The organism is Solirubrobacter phytolaccae, from assembly GCF_027587195.1.
Taxonomy (GTDB): Bacteria; Actinomycetota; Thermoleophilia; order Solirubrobacterales; family Solirubrobacteraceae; genus Solirubrobacter; species Solirubrobacter phytolaccae.
Genome location: NZ_JAPDDP010000082.1, coordinates 1 through 25,237 on the forward strand (window position 1 = coordinate 1; position 25,237 = coordinate 25,237).

At 71.2% G+C, this 25,237-nt stretch carries 22 protein-coding genes and 1 riboswitch; of the genes, 5 read left to right on the forward strand and 17 right to left on the reverse strand.

What is annotated here, in order from left to right; translation table 11 throughout:
- Positions 1-41: 41 nt before the first annotated feature.
- From OJ997_RS30250 to OJ997_RS30260, 3 genes are read right to left on the reverse strand one after another with little or no spacing between them, the layout of a single operon-like run.
- Positions 42-290, reverse strand: coding sequence for a hypothetical protein (locus OJ997_RS30250; protein WP_270029089.1), 249 nt, complete (start codon positions 288-290; stop codon positions 42-44).
- On the reverse strand, positions 277-825 hold the full coding sequence (locus OJ997_RS30255; RefSeq protein WP_270029090.1) for an RNA polymerase sigma factor: 549 nt from the start codon (positions 823-825) through the stop codon (positions 277-279). Before OJ997_RS30255 ends, OJ997_RS30250 begins: the two co-directional genes overlap by 14 nt.
- A gap of 38 nt (positions 826-863) precedes the next feature.
- On the reverse strand, positions 864-1,361 hold the full coding sequence (locus OJ997_RS30260) for a PaaI family thioesterase (RefSeq protein ID WP_270029091.1): 498 nt from the start codon (positions 1,359-1,361) through the stop codon (positions 864-866).
- Between the two features lie 30 nt (positions 1,362-1,391).
- Positions 1,392-1,575, forward strand: a riboswitch (cobalamin riboswitch).
- 60 nt (positions 1,576-1,635) lie between these two features.
- Between OJ997_RS30260 and metE the strand changes: the two genes are divergently transcribed.
- Together metE and OJ997_RS30270 are read left to right on the forward strand one after the other, a co-directional pair.
- Positions 1,636-3,828, forward strand: a complete 2,193-nt coding sequence (metE, locus tag OJ997_RS30265; RefSeq protein ID WP_270029092.1) for a 5-methyltetrahydropteroyltriglutamate--homocysteine S-methyltransferase — start codon at positions 1,636-1,638, stop codon at positions 3,826-3,828.
- Positions 3,825-4,682: a uroporphyrinogen decarboxylase/cobalamine-independent methonine synthase family protein gene (locus OJ997_RS30270; RefSeq protein WP_270029093.1), complete on the forward strand. Its 858-nt coding sequence runs from the start codon at positions 3,825-3,827 to the stop codon at positions 4,680-4,682. Before metE ends, OJ997_RS30270 begins: the two co-directional genes overlap by 4 nt.
- Positions 4,683-4,736: 54 nt before the next feature.
- On the opposite strand, the gene OJ997_RS30275 is transcribed toward OJ997_RS30270, so the two are convergent.
- The gene (locus OJ997_RS30275; RefSeq protein ID WP_270029094.1) at positions 4,737-6,455 is read right to left on the reverse strand and encodes a purple acid phosphatase family protein; all 1,719 of its coding nucleotides are present in this window, start codon (positions 6,453-6,455) and stop codon (positions 4,737-4,739) included.
- A 187-nt stretch (positions 6,456-6,642) separates the two neighbouring features.
- Between OJ997_RS30275 and OJ997_RS30280 the strand changes: the two genes are divergently transcribed.
- Complete coding sequence (locus OJ997_RS30280) at positions 6,643-7,569, forward strand: HupE/UreJ family protein (protein ID WP_270029095.1); 927 nt, start codon at positions 6,643-6,645, stop codon at positions 7,567-7,569.
- On the opposite strand, the gene OJ997_RS30285 is transcribed toward OJ997_RS30280, so the two are convergent.
- From OJ997_RS30285 to OJ997_RS30305, 5 genes are read right to left on the reverse strand one after another with little or no spacing between them, the layout of a single operon-like run.
- A complete protein-coding gene (locus tag OJ997_RS30285) occupies positions 7,475-8,131 on the reverse strand; it encodes an ATP-binding cassette domain-containing protein (protein ID WP_270029096.1) in 657 nt (218 codons plus the stop codon). The two genes, OJ997_RS30280 and OJ997_RS30285, sit on opposite strands and share 95 nt — an antisense overlap.
- A complete protein-coding gene (locus OJ997_RS30290; protein ID WP_270029097.1) occupies positions 8,115-9,035 on the reverse strand; it encodes an ABC transporter ATP-binding protein in 921 nt (306 codons plus the stop codon). Before OJ997_RS30290 ends, OJ997_RS30285 begins: the two co-directional genes overlap by 17 nt.
- Entirely contained in the window at positions 9,032-9,862 is an 831-nt protein-coding gene (locus OJ997_RS30295; protein WP_270029098.1) for an ABC transporter permease, read from the reverse strand. Before OJ997_RS30295 ends, OJ997_RS30290 begins: the two co-directional genes overlap by 4 nt.
- The gene (locus OJ997_RS30300) at positions 9,859-10,806 is read right to left on the reverse strand and encodes an ABC transporter permease (protein WP_270029099.1); all 948 of its coding nucleotides are present in this window, start codon (positions 10,804-10,806) and stop codon (positions 9,859-9,861) included. The genes OJ997_RS30295 and OJ997_RS30300 overlap by 4 nt, the downstream gene beginning before the upstream one ends.
- A 4-nt stretch (positions 10,807-10,810) precedes the next feature.
- Positions 10,811-12,385: an ABC transporter substrate-binding protein gene (locus OJ997_RS30305; protein WP_270029100.1), complete on the reverse strand. Its 1,575-nt coding sequence runs from the start codon at positions 12,383-12,385 to the stop codon at positions 10,811-10,813.
- 120 nt (positions 12,386-12,505) lie between these two features.
- On the opposite strand from OJ997_RS30305, the gene OJ997_RS30310 reads away from it, so the two are divergent.
- Positions 12,506-13,486 carry a HupE/UreJ family protein gene (locus OJ997_RS30310; RefSeq protein WP_270029101.1) on the forward strand — a complete coding sequence of 327 codons (981 nt, stop codon included), beginning with the start codon at positions 12,506-12,508 and terminating at the stop codon, positions 13,484-13,486.
- On the opposite strand, the gene OJ997_RS30315 is transcribed toward OJ997_RS30310, so the two are convergent.
- The 5 genes from OJ997_RS30315 to OJ997_RS30335 are packed head-to-tail and all read right to left on the reverse strand — an operon-like array spanning position 13,443 to position 21,645.
- Positions 13,443-14,654 (reverse strand): MFS transporter, encoded by a 1,212-nt coding sequence (locus OJ997_RS30315; protein WP_270029102.1) that lies wholly within the window; start codon positions 14,652-14,654, stop codon positions 13,443-13,445. The genes OJ997_RS30310 and OJ997_RS30315 overlap by 44 nt on opposite strands.
- Positions 14,655-14,662: 8 nt before the next feature.
- Positions 14,663-16,240 (reverse strand): calcium-binding protein, encoded by a 1,578-nt coding sequence (locus tag OJ997_RS30320; RefSeq protein WP_270029103.1) that lies wholly within the window; start codon positions 16,238-16,240, stop codon positions 14,663-14,665.
- Between the two features lie 6 nt (positions 16,241-16,246).
- Positions 16,247-18,793 carry an FAD-dependent oxidoreductase gene (locus OJ997_RS30325; RefSeq protein WP_270029104.1) on the reverse strand — a complete coding sequence of 849 codons (2,547 nt, stop codon included), beginning with the start codon at positions 18,791-18,793 and terminating at the stop codon, positions 16,247-16,249.
- Positions 18,781-19,236 (reverse strand): Crp/Fnr family transcriptional regulator, encoded by a 456-nt coding sequence (locus OJ997_RS30330; protein ID WP_270029105.1) that lies wholly within the window; start codon positions 19,234-19,236, stop codon positions 18,781-18,783. Before OJ997_RS30330 ends, OJ997_RS30325 begins: the two co-directional genes overlap by 13 nt.
- A 12-nt stretch (positions 19,237-19,248) precedes the next feature.
- Complete coding sequence (locus OJ997_RS30335; RefSeq protein ID WP_270029106.1) at positions 19,249-21,645, reverse strand: serine/threonine-protein kinase; 2,397 nt, start codon at positions 21,643-21,645, stop codon at positions 19,249-19,251.
- A 23-nt stretch (positions 21,646-21,668) separates the two neighbouring features.
- On the opposite strand from OJ997_RS30335, the gene OJ997_RS30340 reads away from it, so the two are divergent.
- Positions 21,669-22,580, forward strand: a complete 912-nt coding sequence (locus OJ997_RS30340; protein ID WP_270029107.1) for a type IV toxin-antitoxin system AbiEi family antitoxin domain-containing protein — start codon at positions 21,669-21,671, stop codon at positions 22,578-22,580.
- On the opposite strand, the gene OJ997_RS30345 is transcribed toward OJ997_RS30340, so the two are convergent.
- From OJ997_RS30345 to rpsA, 3 genes are all read right to left on the reverse strand, one after another.
- Positions 22,573-23,169 (reverse strand): lytic transglycosylase domain-containing protein, encoded by a 597-nt coding sequence (locus tag OJ997_RS30345; protein ID WP_270029108.1) that lies wholly within the window; start codon positions 23,167-23,169, stop codon positions 22,573-22,575. The two genes, OJ997_RS30340 and OJ997_RS30345, sit on opposite strands and share 8 nt — an antisense overlap.
- A gap of 64 nt (positions 23,170-23,233) precedes the next feature.
- Positions 23,234-23,830, reverse strand: coding sequence for a dephospho-CoA kinase (gene coaE / locus OJ997_RS30350; protein WP_270029109.1), 597 nt, complete (start codon positions 23,828-23,830; stop codon positions 23,234-23,236).
- Positions 23,830-25,185 carry a 30S ribosomal protein S1 gene (gene rpsA / locus OJ997_RS30355; protein WP_372517949.1) on the reverse strand — a complete coding sequence of 452 codons (1,356 nt, stop codon included), beginning with the start codon at positions 25,183-25,185 and terminating at the stop codon, positions 23,830-23,832. Before rpsA ends, coaE begins: the two co-directional genes overlap by 1 nt.
- Positions 25,186-25,237 lie beyond the last annotated feature (52 nt).

Consider the following 25,237-nt stretch of genomic DNA (forward strand, 5'->3'; position numbering starts at 1 on the left):
GGGTCATCGCAAGATCCAGATCGCGGGCGACGGCGAGCAGTTCATCGCCGATCGCGCGGCGCGGCGAGCTCGCGCCACTCGGCGTCCGCGGCCTCACGCCAGTCGGAGTCCGCGAGATCGCGGGCGGTACCCACGTGCGCGGGCGCGCGCCCGTCGTGGCCGGCGGCGAGCCGCTCGTGCGGCGGGGCTTCCGCCACGCCCATGTGCGCGACCAGCGCGGCTCGCGCCGCCGCCGTGTCGGGCTCCGGCGTGTCCGGGCGCGCATCCTTCAGCCACTCAAGCTCGTTCATCGTGGTTCCTCTCGAGGTGGGTGCGCAGCAGGGTGCGCGCGCGGTGGATGCGAGACCGGACCGTGCCGACGGGCACGCCGGTGGCGAGGGCGATCTCGGTGTAGGTGAGGTCCGCCCAGGCGTGCAGGAGCAGGGCGTCGCGGTCGGCGCTCGCGACCGTGGCGAGCGCGGCGGCGAGCGCCGGGCCGAGGGCCGCGGCTTCGACGCGGCCGAGCGCGTCGTCCTCGAAGCCCGCCTCGCGGGACACGAGCGGCGTCAGCGGCCGGGCGGCGTTGCGGAACCAGCGTCGCAGCAGGTTCGTCGCGATCCCGTACAGCCAGGGCCGGGCGTCGTCGTAGCGCGAGTCGTACTTCGCGCGATCGTCGAACGCGATCCGGAACGTCTCGGCGGCGAGGTCCTCCCCGGCCGCCGGAGCGCGACTCGCGCAGTAGCGGTGGATGCCCGCCCAATGGCGGTCGAACACGGCGGCGAACGCGGCCGGGTCCGTCAGGGACGCGGCGATGAGCGTCGCGTCCGGTCTTTCGAGCGTGGACAACACTGCCCGCTCATTGCCACCGGACACGAAAACGGTTCTCAGAGGATGAGACAGGACGTCGTCGCGTGGGCGAACAGGCGCTCAGGATCGGCCTCGGCGTACAGCCGGCCCTCGGCCGTCGCGAGCTTGCGCCCCGCGTGCACGACCTTCGCGTCGGCGAGCACCCGTCCGGTCTGCACGGTCATCGCCCGAACGTAGCGGACGTGCAGGTCGGTGGTCGTGTACCGCTGCCCCGCCTCGAGCACGGTGTGGATCGCGCAGCCGAGCGCCGAGTCCAGCAGCGTCGCGGCCACCCCACCGTGCACCGAGCCGATCGGGTTGTACATCCACTCGGCAGGCTCGACCGCGAAGATCACGCGCCCCGGCTCGACCAGTGCGATCTCGAAGTCGAGCAGCGACGCGATCGGTGGCGGCGGGAGCTCGCCCGCCGCGATCTTGCGGATGGCCTCGAGCCCGGGCAGCTCGGCCGCGGCCTGGGCGGTGATCATCGGGTCGGCCCAGGTGAAGGTGCGCTCACGCGTCTCGGGTTGCGTCACGCAACCCAGAGTACCGCTGCCGCGCGCTGTATCGTTGCCGGTGGAGTCGATCGCACCCGAAGCAACGGGTCAGGGAATCCGGTTCGAAATCCGGAGCTGGCGCGCAGCGGTGGGAACGTGCGGCGCGGCCACTGCCACTGGACCTCAGGGTCTGGGAAGGCGGCCGCCTCGATCGCGTTCAAGCCCGAAGACCTGTCGACTCCGCCCCGGCAAGGGGCACCGACAACCGCGGCCTCGCGAGCATGGGCCGCTCGGATCATCAGGAGCAGGATCGATGGCACGTACTGCCGTTCTCGGGCTACCCCGCGTGGGGCCCAACCGCGAGCTGAAGTTCGCGATGGAGGCCTTCTGGGCCGGCCGCAGCAGCATCCAAGAGCTGGAGGCGACGGCGCGGGAGCTGCGCCGCGCGAGCTGGGAGTGCGCCCGCGAAGCCGGGATCGACGTGATCCCGTCCGGCGACTTCAGCCTCTACGACCAGATGCTCGACACCGCGTTCGGGCTCGGCGTGGCCGAGGGCGACTACTTCGCGTACGCCCGCGGCACGGCCGACCGGCCGCCGCTGGAGATGACGAAGTGGTTCGACACGAACTACCACTACCTCGTGCCGGAGCTGCGCGCCGACCAGGCGTTCACGCTCCGCGCCGACCACTGGACCGGCCCGCTGCGCGAGGCGGCGGAGCTGGGCATCAAGACGCGGCCGGTCGTGATCGGCCCGTACACGTTCCTCACGCTCGCCAAGGGTGAGAAGCCGCCGCTGGAGGCGCTCGTCCCGGTCTACCGCGAGCTGCTGCAGGCGCTGGCGGACGCCGGCGCCACCGAGGTCCAGCTGGACGAACCCTGCCTGGCGCTCGACGGCGTGCCGGCCGCGTACGCCGACGTGTTCGCCGCGCTCGCCACGGCGCCGATCGAGATCTGCCTCGCCACGTACTTCGCGCCCGCGGACCCGGTCGTGTTCGCGCTGCCCGCCGCCGAGATCCACATCGACCTCGTGCGCGCGCCGGAGCAGCTCGAGGCCGCGCTCGCCTCGGTCACCGGGCGGCTCTCGCTCGGCGTGATCGACGGCCGCAACGTCTGGGCCACCGACCCCGACCTCGCGCTCGACCGGATCGACGCCGCCGTCGCCGCGCTCGGCGCAGGCCGGGTCACGATCGCGCCCTCGTGCTCGCTCCTGCACGTGCCGTACTCGGCCGCGCGCGAGACGGAGATCGACGCCGAGATCCGTCCGTGGCTCGCCTTCCGCGACGAGAAGCTCGCCGAGCTGCGGCTGCTCGCGGACGCGCTCGCCGGTGACCGGGACGCGCTGCTGGAGCCCGCGCGGGACGTGATCAGCGCGCGCCGCACCTCCACGCACACCAACGACGCGGCCGTGCGCGGCCGCGTGGGCGCGCTCTCCCCCGCCGACTACGAGCGCAGCGCGCCCTTCGAAGCCCGTCACGCCGCCCAGCGCGCGCGGGTGCCGCTGCCGGAGCTGCCGACGACGACGATCGGCTCGTTCCCGCAGACGGCCGAGATCCGCGCGGCGCGCCGTGAGCACAAGGCCGGTGAGCTGGACGTGGAGGCCTACGAGCGCTTCCTGAAGGGGCAGATCGCGGAGGTCGTCAGCCACCAGGAGGCGGTCGGCCTGGACGTGCTCGTCCACGGCGAGCCCGAGCGCAACGACATGGTCGAGTACTTCGGCGAGCAGCTCGCCGGGTTCGCGTTTTCGCGGTTCGGCTGGGTGCAGTCGTACGGCTCGCGCTGCGTGAAGCCGCCGATCCTGTTCGGCGACGTCTCGCGCCCGGAGCCCATGACCGTTCGCTGGTGGCAGCACGCCCAGTCGCTCACGACGAAGCCGATGAAGGGCATGCTCACCGGCCCGGTGACGATCCTGCAGTGGTCGTTCGTCCGCGACGACCAGCCGCGCTCGGAGACCTGCACGCAGATCGCGCTCGCGATCCAGGACGAGGTCCGTGACCTGGAAGCCGCGGGGTGCTTCGCGATCCAGGTCGACGAGGCCGCGCTGCGTGAGGGGCTGCCGCTCCGCCACGCCGATCAGGACGTCTACGTGCGCTGGGCGGTCGACGCGTTCCGCTTGACGGTCGCGACCGCCGAGCCGGACACCCAGGTGCACACGCACATGTGCTATTCGGAGTTCAACGAGATGATGGAGCACATCGTCCGCCTGGACGCCGACGTGATCTCGATCGAGGCCTCCCGGTCGGACATGGAGGTCCTGGACGCGTTCGCGGGCGAGCTGGACTACCCGAACGAGATCGGGCCGGGCCTCTACGACATCCACTCGCCACGGATCCCGTCGACCGACGAGATCGAGCGGCTGCTGGAGCTCGCCGAGCAGCGGATCCCGCGCGAGCGGCTGTGGGTGAACCCCGACTGCGGCCTGAAGACCCGCGGCTGGGCCGAGGTGCGCCCGGCGCTCACGAACCTCGTCGCCGCCGCGCGGCGCCGGCGTGCCGCGGTGCGCGCGTGAACCTCCCGCCGTGGGCGACCACCGGGGTCGGCAGCCTCCCGTTCACGGACGTGACGGCGGCCGTCGACCACGTGCTCACGGCGTACGACATCCCGTTCTGCCCGCAGCTGCCGCGGCTGGAAGGCGACATGATCAGCGAGTGGCTGGGGGCCGACCCCGGCCGCTGCGGCTGGTCGCCGGCCCGTGATCGCGAGCGGCCGCGGGCCTGGGACGCGCTGCTCGCGCGGCTGGCCCGGACGCCCGCCGCGCACGGCGTCGTCAAGCTGCAGGTCACGGGCCCGGCGACGCTGGCGTGCGCCCTGCAGCGTGCCGGTGGCACCCTCTCGCGGCGTGAGGCGCTGGCCCTCGCCCACGAGCTGTCGACCTGGCTGGCGGCGAACGCCGGTGGCCAGGTGCGCGCGCTCGCCGAGCGCGGCTACGAGGCGCTGCTGATCGTCGACGAGCCGGCGCTGCACGTGTTCGGCACCGAAGACGTGGACGCCGCCTGGGACCCGCTGCGCGCGGTCGCTCCCGCGTGGGGCCTGCACCTGTGCGGCCCGGTTCCGTGGGGCGTCGTCGCGGCCGCTCGGCCCGACGTCTTCTCGTTCGACCTGTCGCTCGCGCCGGTGGACGCGGAGGCCGTGCGAGCGCTGCTGGCGAGCGGTACCCGGATCATGTGGGGCGTCGTCCAACCGCACCGGGCCGAGAACGGACGCGACGGGGCGGCGCGCCTCGAGGCGGCGGTCGCGGCGACGGGCGCCACGGGGGCGCGGAGCCTGCTCAGCGCGTCGTGCGGGAGCGGGCGGGTGTCGGTGCGCCGGGAGCAGGAGATCGCCGCCGCGTTGCACGAGTGCGCGGCGGCGGCGATCAGCTGAACGCCCGTCGGGTCCGCTTCCCTCTCAGGGCGGGCCCGACGCGCGTGGACTGCGTTACGGCGTGGTCGTCGAGAGCGTCAGCGTCAGCGGCTTCGAGTAGGAGCCGGTGCGCAGCGCTTCGTTGGCGCCGATGGTCTGCTTGAACTTCAGGTTGAGCTTGTCGTTGGAGACAGGCCCAGCCCACGCGTGCAGAGCGACGGGCGTGCCGGCGACCGGAGCGAAGGCGCCGTTGACGGCGGCCTCGATCGGCTGAGCCAGCGCGAACGTGCCGTTCACGAGCTTGCCCGGGTTGTTCGTCGACGGATCGACGACGGACAGCGTGGCCTCGGCCGCGGTGCTGGTGACCGTGACCTCGGTGGTGGCCTCGTAGCTCTTGCCGATGCCCGGGACGAACGTGCCGAGCGTGCCCGGCGTGCCGAGCGACAGCGACAGCGTGTTCGGCACGGCGCCGCCCACGTTGGCCGGCTTGGTGCTCTCGAGGTTCTCCGTGATGACCTTCGGGCCGTTGGCCGGCTTGTCGATCGTGAAGTCGTCGTAGAGCTTGCCGGTGGCGTCCTTGGACTTGTACACGAGCTTCTCGCCGTCGATCGAGATCACCTGGAACAGCTGGGTGTTCATGCCGATCTTCTTGGCGATCGCGCCGTTGGTGGTCCAGTTCGAGTCGTTGGCCTCGTACATCTTCGGCCCGGAGACCGAGACGACGTAGATCGACGTGCCGGTCTGGGTCGTGGTGCCCTGGGCCATGTTGCCACGGCCGTAGGAGTGGTCGTGACCCTGGAGGACCAGGTCGACGCCGTACTTCTCGAAGATCGGCAGCCAGGAGGCACGCTGATCCGGGTTGTTGCGGCCTTCGGCCGTCGAGAACATCGGGTGGTGGAAGGTCGCGACCGTCCACTTGTTCGGGTTGTTCTGCAGAACGCCCTCGAGCCAGTCACGCTGGATCTTGAGGAACTCGGGACGCAGCGCGGAGGCGACGGCCGAGACGTTCGAGTTGAGCGCGATGAAGCGGACGCCCTGGTAGTCCGTGTAGAACACGGTGCCCTTGAGGGCGTCGAGGACGGCCTGGGTACCGCCCGTCGTCGGACCGTTGTCCGGGAACGCGAACTGCGTGCGCCAGTACGGGGCCAGCGTCGTGCCGCTGTACTCGTGGTTGCCCGGCACGGCGATGCTGGGCTTCATGCCGTTGATCCAACCGGCGGCCTTGAACCACTCGCCCCACTGACCGTCGTTGTTCGACGTGTCGACGAGGTCGCCGGCGTGGACGTAGAGCTTGGCCTCAGGCGCGTCCGAGAAGGACTTGCGCACCAGGCGCGACCAATGCTCCTGGATGTCGTTCTGCGCGTCGCCGTAGTAGACGAACGAGAACGGCTCGGCCGTGGCCGCGGCGGTCTCGAACTCGTACCACTCGCTCCAGTTCGTGCCGTCGCCGAGGCGGTACAGGTACTGCGTCTTCGGCTCGAGGCCCGTGAAGCGGACCGTGTGGAACACGGTCGCGGCACCAAGGCTCGAGGTCTGCTGGACGTCGCGCGTGGACAGCACCGTCGTGGCGCTCGACTTGAAGCCCGGCCCCCCGGCGGACTTCGCGATCTGCGCCTGAGCGGTCTTGACGGTGGTATCCGTACGCCAGGTGACCGACTGCGAGTTCGACGGGTTAGCCTCGTGCGTGAGCACGATGCGGTCCGCCAGCGTCGTCGGCTTGTGCTTCTCCGCGGCCGGGTAGGCCGGGGTCGGTTCGCTCTGCGATTGGGCAACGTTGATGCCTGCCGCGAACAAAGCCGCGGTCAGAGCTGCGCCCAGAAGCGCCCGGTGTGCAACCGGTGCGTTCATGACCCTCCTTGGGTGATGGTTCGGTGTGACCGCCGCGAGTCTTGTATGAGAGGGCCCTGAGCCCGTTACCGGACGGTTACGTCACGACCCGGTAACAGGACGATCACGAGTCGCTGAGAGAGTGGCGGCCGTCATGAGAACCGCCGTCTTCGCGCTTTTGCTCGCCCTGCTGCTCCCCGCGACCGCCGCCGCGGAGGTCGACAAGCCGGGCACCTCCGAGGTCCGCCAGGACGGAACCCGGATCTCCTGGACCCTCGGCATCCCCGGTGAGGAGCTGACGAGCCTCGCCGGCGGCGAGACCAAGGAGCAGATCGCGGGCTACATGGCCAACAACGTGCGGATGTCGGTCGACGCCGAGTCGTGCCCCGGAGGCATGCACGAGGCGACCCCGATCCGTCGTGACGGCGTCGAGCCGTTCGCGCGCGTGGAGATGCGGTTCTCGTGCCCGAAGGAGGCCGGGAAGTTCGAGCTGGTCAACGAGACGTTCGTCACCAACGTCACCGACTACGAGCTCGGCGGCGCGAGCGGCACGTTCCGCTTCGACGCCGACCACACGCTGCTGGAGTCGACGAGCCCGAAGTTCCCGCGCTGGGTCCGCGACGGCTTCGAGAGCATCATCGGCGGCTGGGAGCACGTCCTGTTCCTCGCGATCCTGCTGCTCGGCGCGCGCGGCGTGCGGGAGTTCGGGACGCTCGCGGCAACCGCCGTCGGAGCGACCCTCGTGGCGCTCGTGCTCGCCGTCGAGGGCATCGTCAACGTGCCCGAGCGCACGCTCGAGCTGGTCACCGTCGCCTCGATCGTCGGCGTCGCGGCGCTGCCGGTGCTGGGCATCCGCGGCCGCCCGCAGGTGTACGCCGTGTTCGTCCTCGCGCTGGCGCACGGGCTCGCGGTCGCCGTCGACGTGCCCACGACCGACGCGCTGCTGGGCTTCGGCCTCGGCGTCGTCGCCGCCGAGGCGCTCGTCGTCAGCCTGGCTGGAGCGCTCCCGCTCGCATGGAGAGCACTCGGTCGGAAGCCTGGTGCACCAGCACCGGGTCGTGAGCGATCAGCAGCACGCTGAGGTTGAGCTCCTCGCGCAGGTCGAGCAGCACGTTCATCACCTGCGCACGGACGGAGACGTCGAGCGAGGAGACGGGCTCGTCGCACACGAGCACGTCGGGGGACGAGGCCAGCGCGCGGGCGATCCCGATGCGCTGGCGCTGGCCGCCGCTCAACGCGCGCGGCTGACGCGCCGCGAACGCCTGCGGGAGGCCGACGAGCTCGAGCAGCTCGCCGACGCGGGCGACGCGCTCGCGCCGGTTGCCCATGCCCGCGACCTGCAGCGGCTCCTCAAGCGTCCTGCCGATCGTCCAGCGCGGGCTGAGGCAGGACTCGGGGTCCTGGAAGACGAGCTGGACGCGCCGGCGCAGCTCGCGCCGCTTCGGGAGCAGCTCCTCTCCGTCGAGGAAGACCCGCCCGCTCTCCGGCCGCTCGAGCCCGACGATCACGCGGGCGAGCGTGGTCTTACCGCAGCCGGAGTCGCCGACCAGGCCGAGGATCTCCCCCGGCGCGAGGGTGAGCGAGACCCCGTCCACGGCGGTGATGGCGCCGAAGCGCACGCGCACGTCATCGACTACGAGCATGGGTCCTCACGTGGCAGGAGACGCCGTCGACCAGCTCGGGGCGGTCGGTCGAGCAGACATCGAGGGCGAGCGGGCAGCGCGGCGCGAACGCGCAGCCGCGGATGCGCTCGGTCAGGTCGGGCGGGGCACCCTCGAGCCCGACGAACCGTGTGCCGGACTTGACGTCGGCGGCCGGGACCGCGGCGAGCAGGCCTTGCGTGTACGGGTGCTCGGGCGCTTGTAGGACGCGGGAGGCCGGGCCCTGCTCGACGATCCGGCCGGCGTACATGACGGCTACGTCGTCGGCCATCCGGGCGACGACGCCGATGTCGTGCGTGATCAGCAGCAAGGCCAATCCGAGCCGCTGTTGCAGGTCTGCGAGCGCGTCGAGGACCTGCTCCTGCATGCTCGCGTCAAGCGCGGTGGTGGGCTCGTCGGCGATCAGCACGCGCGGGTCGCCCGCGAGCGCGCCGGCGATCATCGCGCGCTGGAGCATGCCGCCGCTCAGCTCGTGCGGGTAGGCGTCGGCGGCGCGGACCGGGTCGGGCAGGCCGACCAGCTCCAGCAGCTCGATCGCGCGGGCTCGCCGCTGCTTGCGGGGGAGCTTGGCCGCGTCGGTGACCTGCGAGCCCACGCGCCGCAGCGGGTTGAGCGCGCTCGGCGGGTCCTGGAAGACGACGCCAACGTCGCTGCCAAGGGTCGGCTTCGTGCCGTCGAGGGTCAGCGAGCCGCTGATGTCGGCGCTCACGCCCGGCGGGAGCAGGCCGAGCGGCGCGAGCGACATCACGGTCTTGCCCGAGCCGCTCTCCCCCACGATCGCGAGCGTGCGGCCGGGTTCGAGGTGCCAGGAGACGTCGTTGACCGCGTGCACGGCGCCCTTCGCCGGATACAGGCGGACGGTCAGGTTCTCGGCGACCAGCGTCATGCCAGGGCCTCCGCGCGCCGGCGCGCGAGCTTGCGCTTGGAGAGCACGCGCGGGACGCGGTCCAGCGCGACCCGCTCACCCGCGAGGTTGAACCCGATCACCAGCAGCGTGAGCGCCAGGCCGGGATAGATGACCAGGCCGGGGCTCGTCTCCATGAACGGCAGGCCGGCGACGAGCATCTGGCCCCACTCGGGCGTCGGCGGTTGGACGCCGAGGCCGAGGAAGCTCAGCGTCGCGACGGAGACGACGATGAAGCCGGCGTCCGCGGTCGCGTAGACGAGCACCGGGCCGAGCGCCGCCGGGATCAGGTGCTTGCGCAGAATCCAGCCGCGCCGCGCGCCCATCAGCTGGACGGCCTCGATGTACGGTCGGCGCTTGACGGAGACGATCAGCGTGCGCGAGAGCCGCGCGTACGCGGGCCAGGCGGCGAGCATCAGCGCGAGCACCATGTTGGTCACGCCCGGACCGAGGAAGCCGAGGATCGCGAGCGCGATCACGAGGTTCGGGACGGCGAGCGCGACGTCGGTCACGCGCATCAGGACCTCGTCGACGAGCCCGCCGCGCATGGCGGCGACCGAGCCGACGAGCACGCCGAACCCGAGCGCGCCCGCGAGCACCAGCGCCACCGTGGTGAGCGACGTGCGCGCGGCGAACAGCAGGCGCGAGAGCGTGTCGCGACCGAGGTCGTCCGTGCCGAGCGGGTGCGTGCCGCTCGGGCCTTCCAGCACCGCGTTCAGGTCGGTGGCGTCGGGCGCGTAGGGCGCGAGCTCCGGGCCGAGCAGGGCGACGAGCGCGAACACCGCCACGATCACCAGCACGCCTCTCATGACATCCCCTCCGCGACCGCGCGACGGAGCCGCGGGTCGATCGCCCGCGTCGTGATGTCGACGACGGTGTTGATGGTCACGAACAGCGCGGCGAACAGCAGCAGCCACGCCTGCAGGACCGGGAAGTCACGGAACTTGACGGCCTCCAGGAAGTAGATCGCGGCGCCCTGCCACGAGAACACGGCCTCGATCACGATCGCGCCGGTGATGATCACGCCGATCTGCGTCGCGAGCGCGGTGAGCGTCGGGACGGCGACGTTCGGCAGCGCGTCGCGCAGCACGGTCATACGTCTGGAGCGGCCGCGGCTGATCGCGGTGGTCACGTAGCGGGAGGAGACGGCCTCGGCGAGGCCCACGCGCACCACGCGTGAGAGCACGGCGCCGCTCGCGAGGCCGAGCGTGATGCACGGCAACAGCCACGAGCTCGGCCCGCTCACGCCCTCGGCCGGCAGCCAGCGCAGCGTCACCGCGAACAGCAGCACGAGCAGCGCCCCGAGGTAGAAGCTGGGGATGGACACGGAGACGAGCGCGGCCGTGCGGGAGAGCCGGTCGTGCAGGCCGCTCGGGAACAGCGCGCCGAGCACGCCCGCCCCGGCGCCCGCGATCAGCGCGAACAGCGTCGCGCCGACCACGAGCAGGACCGTCGTCGGCGTGCGCTCACGCAGCTCCGCCCAGATCTCGCCGTTCGTGCGCAGCGACGTGCCGAGGTCGCCGCGGACGACGTCCCCCAGCCAGTCCAGGTAGCGGACCGGCAGCGGGCGGTCGAGGCCGAGCTCGGCCCGGACGCGCTCCACCATCTCGCGGTCGGCGCCGAACGAGCGCCGCTCGGCGACGATCTGCGCCGGGTCGCCCGGGGCCAGCGTCACGAGCGTGAAGACGGCGACCGACGCCACCGCGAGCACGAGCACCGCGGTGGCGATCCGGCGGAGGATGAAGCGCGCCACGGCGTTACTTCGTGACCGACAGCGTGTGCAGCGGCAGCTCGTACTCGGTCGCCGGCAGCTCCAGCCCCTGGACGTTCTTGCCGTGGGCCCAGATGCGCGACGTGTAGACGAGCGGGACGAACGCGTCCTGCTCGCGCAGGTACGTGTAGATCGCCTCGAACGCGGGCTCGCGCTCGTCGCCCGTGGCCGCGAAGGCCGTGTCGATCAGCGGGTCCAGTTCCTTCGCGTTCATGAAGATCTTGCCGTCGACGCCGATCTCCGTGCGGCTGTCGAACACCGCGCCGAAGGAGCCGTACGGGTCGTAGGGCGCGGCGTAGGTGGCGTAGAACGCGAGGTCGTACTGGCGCTTGGCGATCTCCTTGTGGCGGGTCGCGTGGTCGACGAGCCGGACCTCGACCTGGATGCCGATCTCCTTCAGCGCGCTCTGCATGACCTCGGCCATCGCGCGGCCGCCCGGGATCGCGTCCTCAGAGCTCAGCAGCGTGACCTTCAGCGGCTTGTCGGGGCCGTAGCCGGCCGCCTTGACGAGCTGCGCCGCGGCGGCCTTGTCGACGGCCGGGATCTCCTGCCGCGCGCCGGCCAGCGGCACCGAGTCCGGGAACAGGTTGCCGGCGGGCTCGCCGAACCCGAAGTACAGCGCCTTGGCGATCGCCTTGCGGTCGATGACCTTGTTGACCGCGGTGCGCAGGCGCTGGTCGTTGAACGGCGCCTTGGCCTCGTTGAAGCCGAGGATGAGCGTGCCCGTGCCGGTCTCGGTGACGAGCTTGACGTCGGCGGCGTTCTTGAGCGCGAGCGCGTTGCGTGGCGTCAGCGGCGCGGTGGACTCGCCGCCGATGATGTCGACGTCACCGGCGCGAAGGGCGGAGAGCCGCGTCTGGGCGTCCGGGATGACGTCGAGCTCCAGTCGGGTCGGCTTGGGCTTGGTGCCCCAGTAGTGCTCGTTGCGGGTGAAGGACGCGCCGTTGCGGTCCGACTTTTCCAGCACCCACGGGCCGGTGCCGACCGGCTTGGTGTACAGGCCCTCTTCGTCCACCGACTTCGGGCTGAGCAGGCGCACCGGGCGGATGTAGGCGAGCTCCTGCAGCGCGGGCGGGTACGGCTGCTTCAGCTCGAGCACGAACGTCTTCGGGTCGACGACCTTCATGGCCTTGAACGCGCGCGAGAGGCCGAGCCAGGAGGTGTCCTCCTTGCCCGCCCAGCGCTTGAAGTTCCACTCGACGGCGGCGGCGTCGACCGGCGCGCCGTCGGTGAAGGTCACGCCCTCGCGCAGTGTGAACGTGTAGGTCTTGCCGTCCTCGCTGACCTCCCAGGACTCGGCGAGGCTCGGCTCGATCTCGCCGTCCTTGGCGTACTTGACCAGGCCGTCGAACAGCAGGTCCTGGACCTGGAAAAGGCCCGCGTAGTCGTGCGGGTCGAGGTTGCCGGCGCGCTGGCCGACGGCCACGCGCACCGTGCCGCCTTCAGCGCCTCCGGCGGTCGCGGCGCGCGGCGAGCCGGCGTCGGAGGACGAGCTCTGGGCGCCGCAGCCGGCGAAGGCGAGCGCGATGGCGGTGATGAGAACGGCGTGAAGGCGGGGCATGACGATGCCCCAGTCCAGCCGCCGCTAAACGGCAACTCGTGAGCATCGTGTGAACGTCGAATGGGATTATCAAGTCGGTAACAGCCCTGCGGCCGAACAGGTGATCAACTGCGGGCCGCCATGAAGCGTCTCCTCCTGCTCTCACTTCTCCTGCTGGTGTTCCCCGCCACCGCGCAGGCGCACTTCACGACCCAGGGCTACCACGAGATCGTGCAGGACGGAGACCGCGTCGACTACGTGCTCGGGCTGGAGTCCGAGGCGCTGTACACGCTCGCGGACGGGCGCGACAAGGCGACGCTCTCGGCCTACCTGCTGCCGCGCGTGCGGATCTCCAGCGACGGCGAGCGCTGCGACGGCAAGCTGGTCGGCTCTTCCTCACAGCGGCGCAGCGGCCAGGACTACCTCCGGCTCGTCCTCCAGTTCCAGTGCGCGAACGCCGACGGCCCGTTCTCGGTCCGCTACGCCGTCCCGAACGAGAGCCTCGCGCGCTTCGAGCTCGGCGGCCAGTCGGGCACGTTCATGTTCGACCCGGACAACCTCGTCCTGCGCGCCGACGACCCGCCGGGCTTCCTGCACTTCATCGAGGAGGGCGTCGAGCACATCGTGCTCGGCTGGGACCACGTCGTGTTCCTCGTGATCCTGCTGCTCGGCGCGAAGACCTTCCGCGACGTGGCCAAGCTCGCGACCGCGTTCACCGTCGCGCACAGCGTCACGTTGGCGCTGGCGATCCTCGGCGTGGTCAGCGTGCCGAGCGAGATCGTCGAGCCGCTGATCGCCGCGTCGATCGTCTACGTCGCCGCGATGCAGGTGCTCGGCGTCGAGAACGACAAGCAGCTGTGGGTCGTGTTCGCCTTCGGCCTGCTGCACGGGCTCGGGTTCGCCGGCGCGGTCACGTTCCCCGGCGGCACGCCGATCGTCAGCGCGCTGATCGGCTTCAACCTCGGCATCGAGCTCGGCCAAGCACTGATCATCGCCGTCGTCTTCCCGGTGCTGCTGTGGACGCGGCGCTTCGAGTGGTCCAAGCTCGCGACCGCGTCGGCGGGCTCCGCCGCCGCGGCTATCGGCCTGTTCTGGCTGTCGCAGCGGGTCCTGGGCGGCTGATTCTCGCCTCTGTCGCCGTGAGCGGCAGGGTGAGCGCGAGCGCCAAGCCGGCGATCGGCAGCGCGGCGACGATCCACATCACGGTCTCCAGCCCCGCCTGGTCGGCGACCGTGCCGAACAGCGCGGCGAACACGCCGCCGACGCCGATCGAGAAGCCGAGCGTGACGCCGGACGCGATCCCGAGCCGGCTCGGCAGGTACTCCTGCCCCATCACGACACTCACGCTGAACGACATCACGGTCACGAAGCCGATGCAGGCGAGCAGGATCCCCGCGGAGATGCCCTCGGGCGCGAGCATGAACGCGGTCAGCAGCGGGATCTGGGCGATGATCGAGCCGACGAGGACCTTCCGGCGCCCGATCCGGTCCACCAGTCGGCCGCCGACGAGCGTGCCGAGCGCGCCCGCGAACAGCATCCCCGCGAGCGCGGTGTTGCCTCCCGCCTCGCTCAACCCGTAGGTGTGGATGAGCCACACCGGCGCGAACGACTGCAGGCCGAAGTAGACGCCGGAGCGGATCGAGACGACGCCGGCGAGCGTGCCGAAGGCGCCCCACTGGTCGTCGCTGTGGTCGGTCTTGCCGGCGGCGACGGCTTGTGCGGCCTGCGCGCTGCGGGCCTTGAGCTTCGGCAGCTCGAACGCGAGGACGAGCGCGACGATCGCGGGCAGGATGGCCACGATCAGCGTGCCGTTCAGCCCGACCGCGAGCACGGCGGGCGTGATGAGGACGGGCGCGAGCGCGAAGCCGGTGTTGCCGCCGACGCTGAACAGGCTCATGCCGGTGCCTCTTCGCGAGCCGCTCGCGTAGTTGGCGTAGCGCGCGCCCTCGGGATGGAAGGCGGCGACGCCGAGACCCCCGAGACCGACCAACACGCATGTCAGGGCGAAGGAGTCCGCCACGCCGGCGCCCGCGATCCCCACCGCGGCGAGCGCGACGCCGACCGGCATCAGCCACGCGAGCTGGAGCTTGTCGGAGAGCGCCCCGAAGACCGGCTGGATGATCGAGGAGCCGATCGTCACCACCAGCAGCAGCACGCCCGCCGCGCCGAACGAGTAGCCGCGCTGCGAGACCAGGAAGGGAATCAGGGCCGGAATCGACCCCTGACACAGGTCCGCCGCGGCGTGGCCACTTGCGAGGGTGGCCAGGCCGCGACGGTCCAGATCCTGCATGCGTTACATCAAAGCACCAGCTTCAGCGCGTACTGCCGGTCGGCGCCGGCGTCGCTCGAGACGCGCGCCTTGACGCTGAGCGGCTTGCGCTTGGTCGGCTTGCGCGAGACCTTAACCTTGTAGGTCTTGGTCTGGCCGGCCGCGAGGTTGTACGTGGCGCGGCCGATCCGGCGGTTCTTGTACGTCAGGGTCACGGTGCCCTTGCAGCCCGCGGTGCCGGCGGGGCAGCTGAGCTTGATCGCGGCGGCGCCCTTCTTGTACTTGGCCGTCTTGTCGGGCTTGCCGGCGCCCGGGGCCGGAGCGGGCGCGGGCGTCACCGCGGGCTTGGCGACCGCCTCGATGTCGACCGTCGTGTCCTCGTTGTCGATCGTGGCGCTGTCGGTGCCCGAGCCGCCGAAGAAGTGGCCCGCGAGGTTGTCGCGGACGTTGAAGACATCGTTGCCCGCGCCGCCGTCGGCGACGATCGGCAGGCCGGTGCCGGGCGAGCTGGTCAGCGTGTCGTTGCCGCCGAGCGCGTTGAGCTCGAAGAACTCGGCCGTGGCGATGCTCAGGTTGAACGCGACCTGCGTGAGGCGGTCGTAACGCACGCGGCCGTTCTCCGGCTTGAAGGTGGAGACCTCGTCCGCGGCGCTGAGATTGACCTCGACGCGGTCGACGCCGCCGTCGCCGTTCATCAGGTCGCTGCCGTCGCCGTTGTTCCACACGGTCGTGTCGTCGCCGCCCCCGCCGTTGAAGGTGTCGCCGCCACGGTCGCCGATGATCCGGTCGCCGCCCTCGCCGCCGTTGAGCGCGTCGTTGCCGTCGCCGCCGTTGACGAGGTCGGCGCCGTCGCCGGTGGTGATCGTGTCGTCGCCCGAGCCGGCGTCGATCGTCATCGGGAGCGTGACGCCCGGGTCGGTGACGAGCGTGTCGTTGCCCCCGAAGCCGTTGATCGCGAGCCGGTCGACGTCGATGATGTCGATGCCGAACGTGACCGCCGTGACGCGGTCGAAGCGGAAGCCGTTCGGGGCGGTCTTGACCGTCATCCCGTCCGTGATCTGGCTCGCGTTGACCTGCGTCTCGTCGACGCCGCCGCCGCCCGTGTTGGAGTCGGTGCCGTCGCCGTTGTTCCAGATCATCACGTCGTTGCCGGCGTCGCCGTTGATCGCGTCGCCGCCGCGGAAGCCCGTGATGCGGTCGTTGCCGTCGCCGCCGCTGATCGTGTCCGCGTTGTCGGAGCCGACGATGATGTCGTCGCCGGCCTCGCCGCTGAGCGTGGAGTTGTTCAGGTCCGCCGCGGAGAGGTTGATGGCGTCGTTGCCGGCGCCGAGGTTGGCCACCACGCCGACCGTCCCGCTGACGATCGGCTGGGCGTTGGGCTGGGTCGCGTCGAAGTCGGTGTTGTCGGAGAAGCCGTTGGCCGCCCCGAAGTTGTTCGTGAGCTGGCCCTGGGCGTTGACCGCGAGGATGACGTTGTCGTCCGCCTCGTTGCCGGTGATGGTCAGCGTGCCCGCGGCGACCTGCGTCGTGATCGCGGCGTTGGCCGCTGCGGGCACCGTCAGGACCAGGGCCGCGACCGCGAGCGGGAGGAGGAGTTTCGGCTGCATGCCGGCTTAGACGCCGGCGAGCTGAGGCGTATTCCGGCGCAGCGCGGCGACGTCGACCTCGCGCCCCTGGGTGATCGCGGCGCGGAGGCTCGCGACGTCGTTGCCCGGGCCGAGGAGGATCGCGCCGACGATCCGGTTGTCCGCCACGAGCAGCTTGCGGTAGGTGCCGGCGCCCTCGTGGACGATTACCTCGTCGTCCGGTTGCGGCTCGAAGCGCCCGATGCTCGCGAGCTCCACGCCGACGACCTTGAGCATCGTCACCGGCGGCGCCGGGACGTACGTCTTCTCTCCCCCGGCCGCGTTCTCGGCGGCGACCTCCGCTTGCGCGACCGCGGTCGGCCAGAGGCCCGGCGTCTGCTTGTCGAACTCCGCGACGTCGCCGGCGGCGAGGATGTGCGGGTCCTCGGTGCGCATGTGGTCGTCGACGAGCACGCCGCGGTGCGTCGCGAGCTGGGCGTCGCGCGCGAGCTCCGCGTTGGGCTCGATGCCGGCCGCGACGAGCAGGATCTGGGCCGGGAGCGTGCGGCCGTCCTTGAGGTCCAGGCCGCGCAGGCGTCCGTTGGCGTCGACGCGGTCCACCTCGGCGTCGAGGATGATCTCCAGGCCGAGCGCCTCCAGGTAGGACTTGAGCAGCTCGCCGGCGCGCTGGTCGAGCTGGCGGCGCAGCAGGCCCGGGCCGCGTTCGAGCACGGTCGTCCGGATGCCGAGCTTGTGCAGCGCGTAGGCGGCTTCGAGGCCGAGCAGGCCGCCGCCGGCGACGACACCGCGGCGGGAGCCGACCCGCTGCGCGTAGGCGCGCAGGGCCATGGCGTCGGCGGCGGAGCGCAGGACGCCGGTGCCGGGGGCGCCGAAGCCGTCGATGCTCGGCACGTGGCTGCGGCTGCCGTTGGCGAGGATGAGCCGGTCGTACGGGAGCTTCTCGCCGGTGCCGAGCGCGACCTCGCGGTTGGCCCGATCGATCCAGAGGGCTCTCGTGTTCAGCCACGTCGTAATCGCGCGCTCGTCGTACCAGGCGTCGGGGTTCAGGTACAGGCCCTGCATCGCCGAGCGGCCGTAGACGAGGCGGCTGATGCCCATGCGGTTGTAGAGGTGGTGCGGCTCCTCCGCGATCAGGTCGATCTTGGTCGCGGGGTGTCGTCTGCGGAGGTGGTCGGCGGCGGTGACGCCGGCGATGCCGTTGCCGATCACGACGACGCGTTGCACGGAGCGGTCCCAGTTGAAGTCGAGGACCTGCGACACGCGCGGCCGTTCTGGCTTCTCCGGCGTGAGCTGGACGCTGACCGGGCCCGTGACCTTCACGCAGCACGCCATGCGGGTGTTGGTGGCCAGGCCGAGCCGTTCGAGCGTGGCCTTCTCGTCGTCGGAGATCTCGCTCGTGCAGGCCATGCCGTCCTTGATCGCGACGGGGTCGGCGCCGCAGATGCCCATCCGGCAGCCCGCCTCGATCGGCAGGCCGTTGGCCTCGATCACCTCGAGCAGGGTCTGCCCCGGCTTGGGGGCGACGCGCTTGTTGTCCGGGAGGAACGTGACCTGCGGGCCGCTTGCCCGGTTGAGGGCGCTGGAGAGCGCGGCGGGGGCGCTCGAGGGCGCGGCCGGTGCCGGCTTCGCGGTCGCCTTGTCCAGGAACGGCTGCTCCTTGGCGAGCGTGCGGTACAGCCAGGTGGCGGCGAGCGCGATCGCGGCGGCGCGCAGCGCGTAGGTCAGCGGGTCGAGGCCGACGTCCGCCGCGTACCAGTAGAAGATGCCGAACGCCGTGGCCCCGAAGACGGTCGTGATCGTGTGCGCGCTCGTCTTGAAGAACGTGATCAGCGTCGCGAAGACGGCGAGGCTGACGGCCGTGGTGAGCGCCATCTGCTCGACCGGGACCGCGAAGAAGCCGAGGACGATGCCGGGGAACGCGCCGACGAAGTACTTGCGGTAGCCGCTCCAGTACGTGTCCTGGTCGTGGAGGTCGGCCAGGTAGGCGGCGCGCGGGTTGAAGTCGTAGCAGTTCTTGACGCAGCCGACGCACGGCTGGCAGTGCGCGTTCGCCACGAGCAGCAGCGGCGTCTGGCCGTAGATGCGCTGGACGGGGAGCAGCGGGCAGATCGTGCTGCACCAGCCGCTCTTGCCCTTGAGGAAGATCCCGCCGGTGAAGGCGGCGGCCATCGCGCCGAGGAGCAGCAGCGCGGAGTACGCGCCGCTGTCGTCGAGGCCGAGCTTGCGCAGGACGACGAAGCCGATGAACAGGCTGAAGGCGATGACGTAGCCGTATTCTTTCAGCCAATCCGGCGCGGTGAGTGCCTTGGTGAACTCGAGCGCGCGCGGCGTCTGGTTGGAGGCAGCGAGCGGGCAGAGGTTGCGCCACAGGCCCGGGACGGTCAGGAACAGCAGCGGCAGGAGCGGGATCACGACCTTCCACATCAGGAAGAGGCCGGTGTCGGGGGCGGCGATCAGGAGGGCCGCGAGGATCAGCGCGGCGACGATGCTTCCCGCCCGCATGCCGTGCCAGACCTTGACCGGGATCCGGCTCGGGATCTGGGTGTAGTTCGGGAACGCGGTCACCCGGTCCACCCCGGCGTCGTCTCGCCCGTGGCGTGGAGCCGTGCCGAGAGGATGCGACCGAGGTCGAGCAGGATGTCGCGCCCGAGCGCGGGGTTGCGGGCGGCGAGCGCCTCGAAGCCGTCGAAGCTCAGGCGCAGCATCTCACCCTCGCTCATGGCCTCGATGGAGACCGTGCGTGGCGCGCCGCTGAGGAAGGCGGACTCGCCCAGGGTCGTGATCGGGTGCACCACGCCGGACGGCGCCTTCACCCAGCCCGTCACGAGCAGGTAGAGGGCGCGATCCTGCTCGCCTTGCCTGAGGATGACCTCGCCGGGCGCGAACAGCCGCGTCTCCGAGTGGTCGAGCAGCATGGCCCAGTCCTCCTCGCCACGTCCGCTCAAGAAGCCCGGCAGGCCGTGCTCGGCGGGTTGCGAAGGCTCCGTCGGATAGTCGAAGAAGCCTGTCGTGTCCATGCTGAGCCAACTCTACGGCTGGATGCGGGTCACGGTGGAGGATTCGTGGTTGGCGACCCAGACGGAGCCGGCGCCGGTCGCGATCCCGAGCGGGTGCTCGCCGACCGGGATCGGCGCGCCTTGGATGCGGCCGGTCTGCTCGTCGATGCGCGTGACCGTGTTGTCCTGGTTGTTCGTGACCCAGACGCTGCCGAAGCCCTGTGCGAGCTCGCGCGGCTGGCGGCCGACGGTGATCGCGTCGAGGGGCTTGCCCGTCTTGCGGTCCAGTCGGGTGACCGTGCCGTCGTCGGCGTTCGCGATCCAGGTCGCGTTTCGGGTCTCGATCACCCCGCGCGGGTTCTTCCCGGTCGGGATCGCGTCGCCGACGAGCTGCGCCGTGCTCGGGTCGATCCGGTTGACGGTCCCGTCCTTGGCGTTCGTCACCCACACGAACCGGCGGCCGACGAAGATCCCGGCAGGCTCCCGCCCCACCCCGATCGGGCTGCCGACGAGCGCCGGCGCCGCGCGGTCGACGCGGTTCACCGTGCCGTCGTTGCGGTTCGCGACCCACAGCAGCTGCTTGCCGAGCGCGATCGCCTCGGGCCGGTCGCCGACCTTCACGGAGGCGGTGCGCTGCCCGCTCTCGAACCGCGCGACACGGTCATCGCCGGCCACGCCCACCCACGTGACGCCCTTGCCCGCGACCACATGATCGGGCCGCGTGCCGGCGTCGATCGGGTCGCTGGTCCGGTTCGTCTCAGGATCGATCGTCGTCAGCGAGCCCGCGCCGTGGTTGGCCACGAACACCTTCCCCTGGGAGACAGCGACGCCATCGGGACGGCGTCCGACCTCGATCGTCTCGACGGCCCGCGCGGGCGCAGCGGTCGCCGTGGCGGTCGCGGTCGCGGTCGGCGTGGCCGTGGCCGCGGCGGCCACTCGCCGCTCCTCGGTGCCGCTCGTGGCCGCGAGCACCGCCGCGACGATCCCGGCCACGAGCACGAGGGGCAGCGCCACCCCAGCCGCGAGCCGAGGCCACTTCGCCCCGCGCGCGGATGTCACCGCGCTGACAACCGCAGGCCCGGACAGCGAGTCCTCGCCGGCGGCGACGCGCGCCACGGGCCCAGTCGGAGCCGCACCGCCCGCGCGATCGTGGCCCGCTGCGACATGCCTCGCGCCCTCGTCCGGCAACGCCGTTCCAGCAGCCAACGCGCGCGCCGCCGAGGCGCCACGCTCGGCCTCGAGCTGCGCCTGCGCCGCACGCACGAGCTCGGACTGCGGGCCCGTCGCCGCGCCGCTCGCCGCCGCCCCGTTCGCGCCCGCGCCACTCGCCGCCGCGCCACTCGCCGCCGCGGCACTCGCGGTCGCCGTGCCGTTCGTGGCCGGGTGGCTCGTGGCGGCGAAGCCTGCGGCCCGGGAGCCGGGGATGACGGCGAGGGGCGCGCTTGCCCCGGCAGGCCCGTTCCGGCCTGCCGGGGCTGGCGCCACGGCGGGGTTCGTCGCGGGGCTCGGGCCGGTCGCCCAACCGGGGGTCGAGCTCTGCGGACGGGCCGCCGAAGACGGGAAGGCCGCGAGGCCGACCGGGGCGGTGTCCCAGCCGGGGCGCGAGGCGCCGCGCACGGCCGCGGTCGCCGCTGCCGCGAGGGCGCCCGCGGACTGGAAGCGGTCGTCGGGGTCCTTGGCCATGGCGCGCTCGACGATCGCGTCGAACTCGGGCACGTCCGGGCGCACGTCGCTCACGAGCGGGGGTGGCTCGGTGATGTGGGCGTACATCTTCGCCATGTCGCCGCTGCGGGCGAACGGGACGGAGGCCGTGAGGAGCTGGAACAGGACGCAGCCGAGCGCGTAGACGTCGGTGCGCGCGTCGGTGGCCTCGCCGCGGACCTGCTCGGGCGCGGCGTAGTCGGTCGAGCCGACGAACAGGCCCGTGCGGGTCAGGCGAGTCTGGGTCGCCTCGCGTGAGAGGCCGAAGTCGGTCAGGTAGACGTGGTCGCAGGCGCCCACGAGCACGTTGGCGGGCTTGACGTCCCGGTGCACGAGCCCGCGCGCGTGCGCGGCGTCGAGTGCCGCCCCGATCTGCGCGACCAGCCGCACCGCGCGCTCGGCGGCCATCGGCCCGTCCGCGCTGAGGTACGCGAGGTCGACGCCGTCGACGAACCGCATCGCGATGAACAGCTGCCCGTCCGCCGACTCGCCCGCCTCGTACAGCGGGATCACGTTCGGATGGTCGATCGCCGCGGCGGTCTCCCACTCACGGCGGAAGCGCTGGCGGAACGCTTCGTCGGCGGCCAGCTCCGCCGTCAGCAGCTTCAACGCCACCGGCCGGCCGAGCGCCACCTGCGTCGCGCGATAGACGATGCCCATGCCGCCACGACCGGCGACGGACTCGATGCGGTATCCAGCGAGCGCTTGGCCCGGGGCGAGTGTCTCCACGCATGGAGTGACGCGCGGACCGCATGGTGTATTCCGTGCGCGTTTCGGCACGGAATCTTTGCGAACGCGTGTTGATCCGTTCACCCCGGCGCTGCAGAGTTCAGGGGGTGCCGCAGAGAACCTCCGCTGAGCGAAACCTCCGAGCTGCACCCCCTGCCGAGATCGCAAGAATCGCGGCGCGGCAGCACGGGATCGTCACGCTCGCGCAGCTCCGGGCCGCCGGGATGAGCGCGCCGGGGGTCACGCGCGCGGTTGAGGCCGGCAAGCTCCATCGCGTGCACCGGGGCGTGTACGCCGTCGGGCACGCTGCTCTCTCGCGTGACGCGCGGTTCATGGCCGCCACGCTCGGCGCAGACGGGGCGCTGAGCCACCTGTCCGTGGCGGACTTCTGGAAGGTCTCACGCTGGCGCCACTCCACGATCGATGTGGTGTCGACGCGGCGGCGCGCGCTGCAGGGCGTCGAAGTGCACACGGTGCGCTCCCTGGACGAACGAGACGTCCTCGTCCAGAACGGCATCCGCGTGACGACCGTCGCCCGGATGCTCGTCGACCTCACCGACGTCCTCACGCCCCATCAGCTCGCGTGGGTGATCCACGAGGCCACGTACCACAAGATCTTTGACGAGCGCGCGACCCGCGCGGCCATGACCAGAGCGAACGGCCGCCGCAACCTGCACGTGCTCGAGAGAGCGCTCGAGCTCAGAGCCCAGGGCTCAGCCGGCACGCGCAGCGCAAAGGAGGACACGTTCCTCGAAGCCCAGACGACCGAGCCGCTCGTGAACGTGAAGCTCGAGGTCGACTTCCACTGGCCGGACGAGCGCCGGATCGTCGAGGTCGACGGCCCGCCCCACGACCGGCTGGCCACGCGCCTCGAGGACACGCGCCGGGACCAGCTGCTCGAACGAGGCGGGTGGAGCGTCGAACGGGCTAGTTGAGCCCGAGCTCCTTCGCGTGGTGCGCGCGGTAGTCCTTGCGCGCGGACAGCACGCGCTCGACGTAGTCGCGCGTCTCCTTGAAGGGCACGTGCGAGGCCACGCGGAACTTCTCGCCGCGAGCCGCGGCGGCCGCGCGCCACTCGTCGACCTTGCCCTCGCCCCCGTTGTAGGCGGCGAGCGTGAGGATCGTGTTGCCGTTGTACTTGTCCAGCAGGTAGCGCAGGTACCAGGTGCCGTAGGCGATGTTGATCTGCGGCGTCGCGAGGTCGGTCTGCGTGAACTGCGTGCCGCCCGACTTGCGCGCGATGTAGTCGGCGGTGTCCGGCATGATCTGCATCAGGCCCATCGCGCCCGCGCCGGAGGTCTGGTAGCGGAAGCGCGACTCGGTGTAGATGACCGCCGCGATCAGCGCCGCGTCGACGCCCTTGTCGGCGGCTTGCTGGCGGATGATGTCCTCGTGCCGGAGGGGCAGTTGAAGCTCGGTGACCACCTGATCGGCCGGCTTGGCCAGGCTCAGCACGGCAAGCCCGACCGCGACGAAGCCGAGCACCAGCAGCAGGCGGCGCGCCCACACGCGGCCACGGGTCACCCGCCGGCCACGGGGCGCCGGGCGGGAACGGGAACGGGCAGTGCTCGCGGGTTGAGCGCTCATCTCAAGACTTCAGCTTCGCAAGAACCCCCGACAGCTCCTGCTCCAATTCGCGCAAACTGCCGGAGTTCTCAACAGCGTAGGTCGCTCGGGCGGCTTTTTCGGCCTGTGGGAGCTGCCGTGCGGTGCGTTCGTCCAGGGCTTCGTGCCCACGGGCGCCGGCGCGCGCCTCACGGACCGCCTCGTCGGCCACGATCGCGATCGTCGCGTCGTAGTTGCCCTCCAGGCCGGCCTCGAACAGCAGCGGCGTCTCGACCACCAACGCCGCCGGCGCCGGCTGGCGCGCAGACTCAACCGCGCGCCACTCAGCCACCCGAGCCCCCACGCGAGGCCACAGCAGCTGCTCGAGCCATCTCCGCTCCTCGTCGGAGGCGAACGCGAACCGCGCGACGGCACGCCGGTCGACGCGCCCCTCGACCACGACCGAAGGCCCCCACCGGCTCACGACAGCGTCACGAACCGACGGGTCCTCGTACAGGTCGTGGACGACCTGATCCGTGGAGATCGTTGCCGCGCCCAGACGACCCAGCGCGGCCAACGCCTCCGACTTCCCCGCGCCGATGCCGCCCGTCAGCCCGACGAACGGCGGTGGCGCGGTCATTACTCCTTGTCGGCCTCGGGCTCCTCAGCCGCGGGCTCCTCAGCGGGAACCTCGGCCTCAGCCTCGGGGGCCTCCTCAGCGGGAACCTCAGCCTCAGCCTCGGGCGCCTCTTCGGCGACCTCGACCTCAGCCTCGGGCGCCTCGGCAACCTCAGCCTCGGGGGCGTCGGCGACGTCACTCTCGGCGAACTCAGGCGCCGGCGTCTCGGCGAAGACGTCCTCGGACAGGCCCAGCTCCGGCATGTCCTCGAGGTCCCCGGCGTCCACACCTTCGGTGCGACGCGGCAGGACCTGGCCCTCGACCCGCTTGATCGAGAGCGACAGACGGCGACGCTCAGAGTCGATCTCGAGGATCTTGACCTTGACCTCGTCACCCGGCGCGACGATCTCACGCGGGTTCTCCACGTGCTGCTGCGCGAGCTCGGAGATGTGCACGAGGCCCTCGACGCCTTCGAGGATCTCCACGAACGCGCCGAACGCGACGACCTTGGTCACCGCGCCCTCGAGCTCGTCACCCACGTGGTAGGTGTCCACGACGCGCTGCCACGGATCTTCCTGGGTCTGTTTGAGACCCAGCGAGATGCGCTGGCGATCGCGGTCGATGTCCAGGACCTTGACCTCGACGGTCTGGCCGATGGACAGGATCTCGCTCGGGTGGTTGACGTGCGACCACGAAAGCTCGGAGATGTGAATGAGGCCGTCGATGCCATCGAGGTCCACGAACGCGCCGAAGTCGACGATGTTCGAGATCTGGCCCTCGATGATGAGGCCGGGCTGCAGTCGCTCAAGGATGGCCTGACGCTGTTCCTTGCGCTCCTCTTCAAGCACCGCGCGACGTGAGAGGACCACGTTGTTTCGCGAACGGTTCAACTCTATAACTTTGGTCTGGATCGTCTGACCAAGGTATTCGTCCAGGTTCGGCACGCGGCGGATGTCGACCAGCGAGGCCGGCAGGAAGCCGCGGACGCCGAGGTCCACGATAAGGCCGCCCTTGACGACCTCGATGACCGCACCGTTGACCGGCTCGCCGGATTCGGCGGCGGCCTCGATCTTGCGCCAGGCACGCTCGAAGCGAGCGCGCTTCTTGGACAGGATCAGGCGGCCGTCCTGATCCTCCTTGGTGAGAACGAGAGCGTCGACCTCTTCGCCGAGCTCCACCTCCTCGTTGGGATCAACCGACTTGCGGATCGAGAGCTCGTTGTTGGGGATGACCCCTTCGCTCTTGTATCCGATGTCGACCAGGACTTCGTCCTTGTCGATCCGCACGACCTTGCCTGTGACGACATCGCCCTCCTCAAAGGGGACGATGGTGGCGTCATAGTTGGGGACGATCTTGCCGTCGATCTCGAGGAGCATCCCGTCCGAGCCCTCGACGACGCGGGCTTCAGGGATGGCAGGGGGAGTGAGC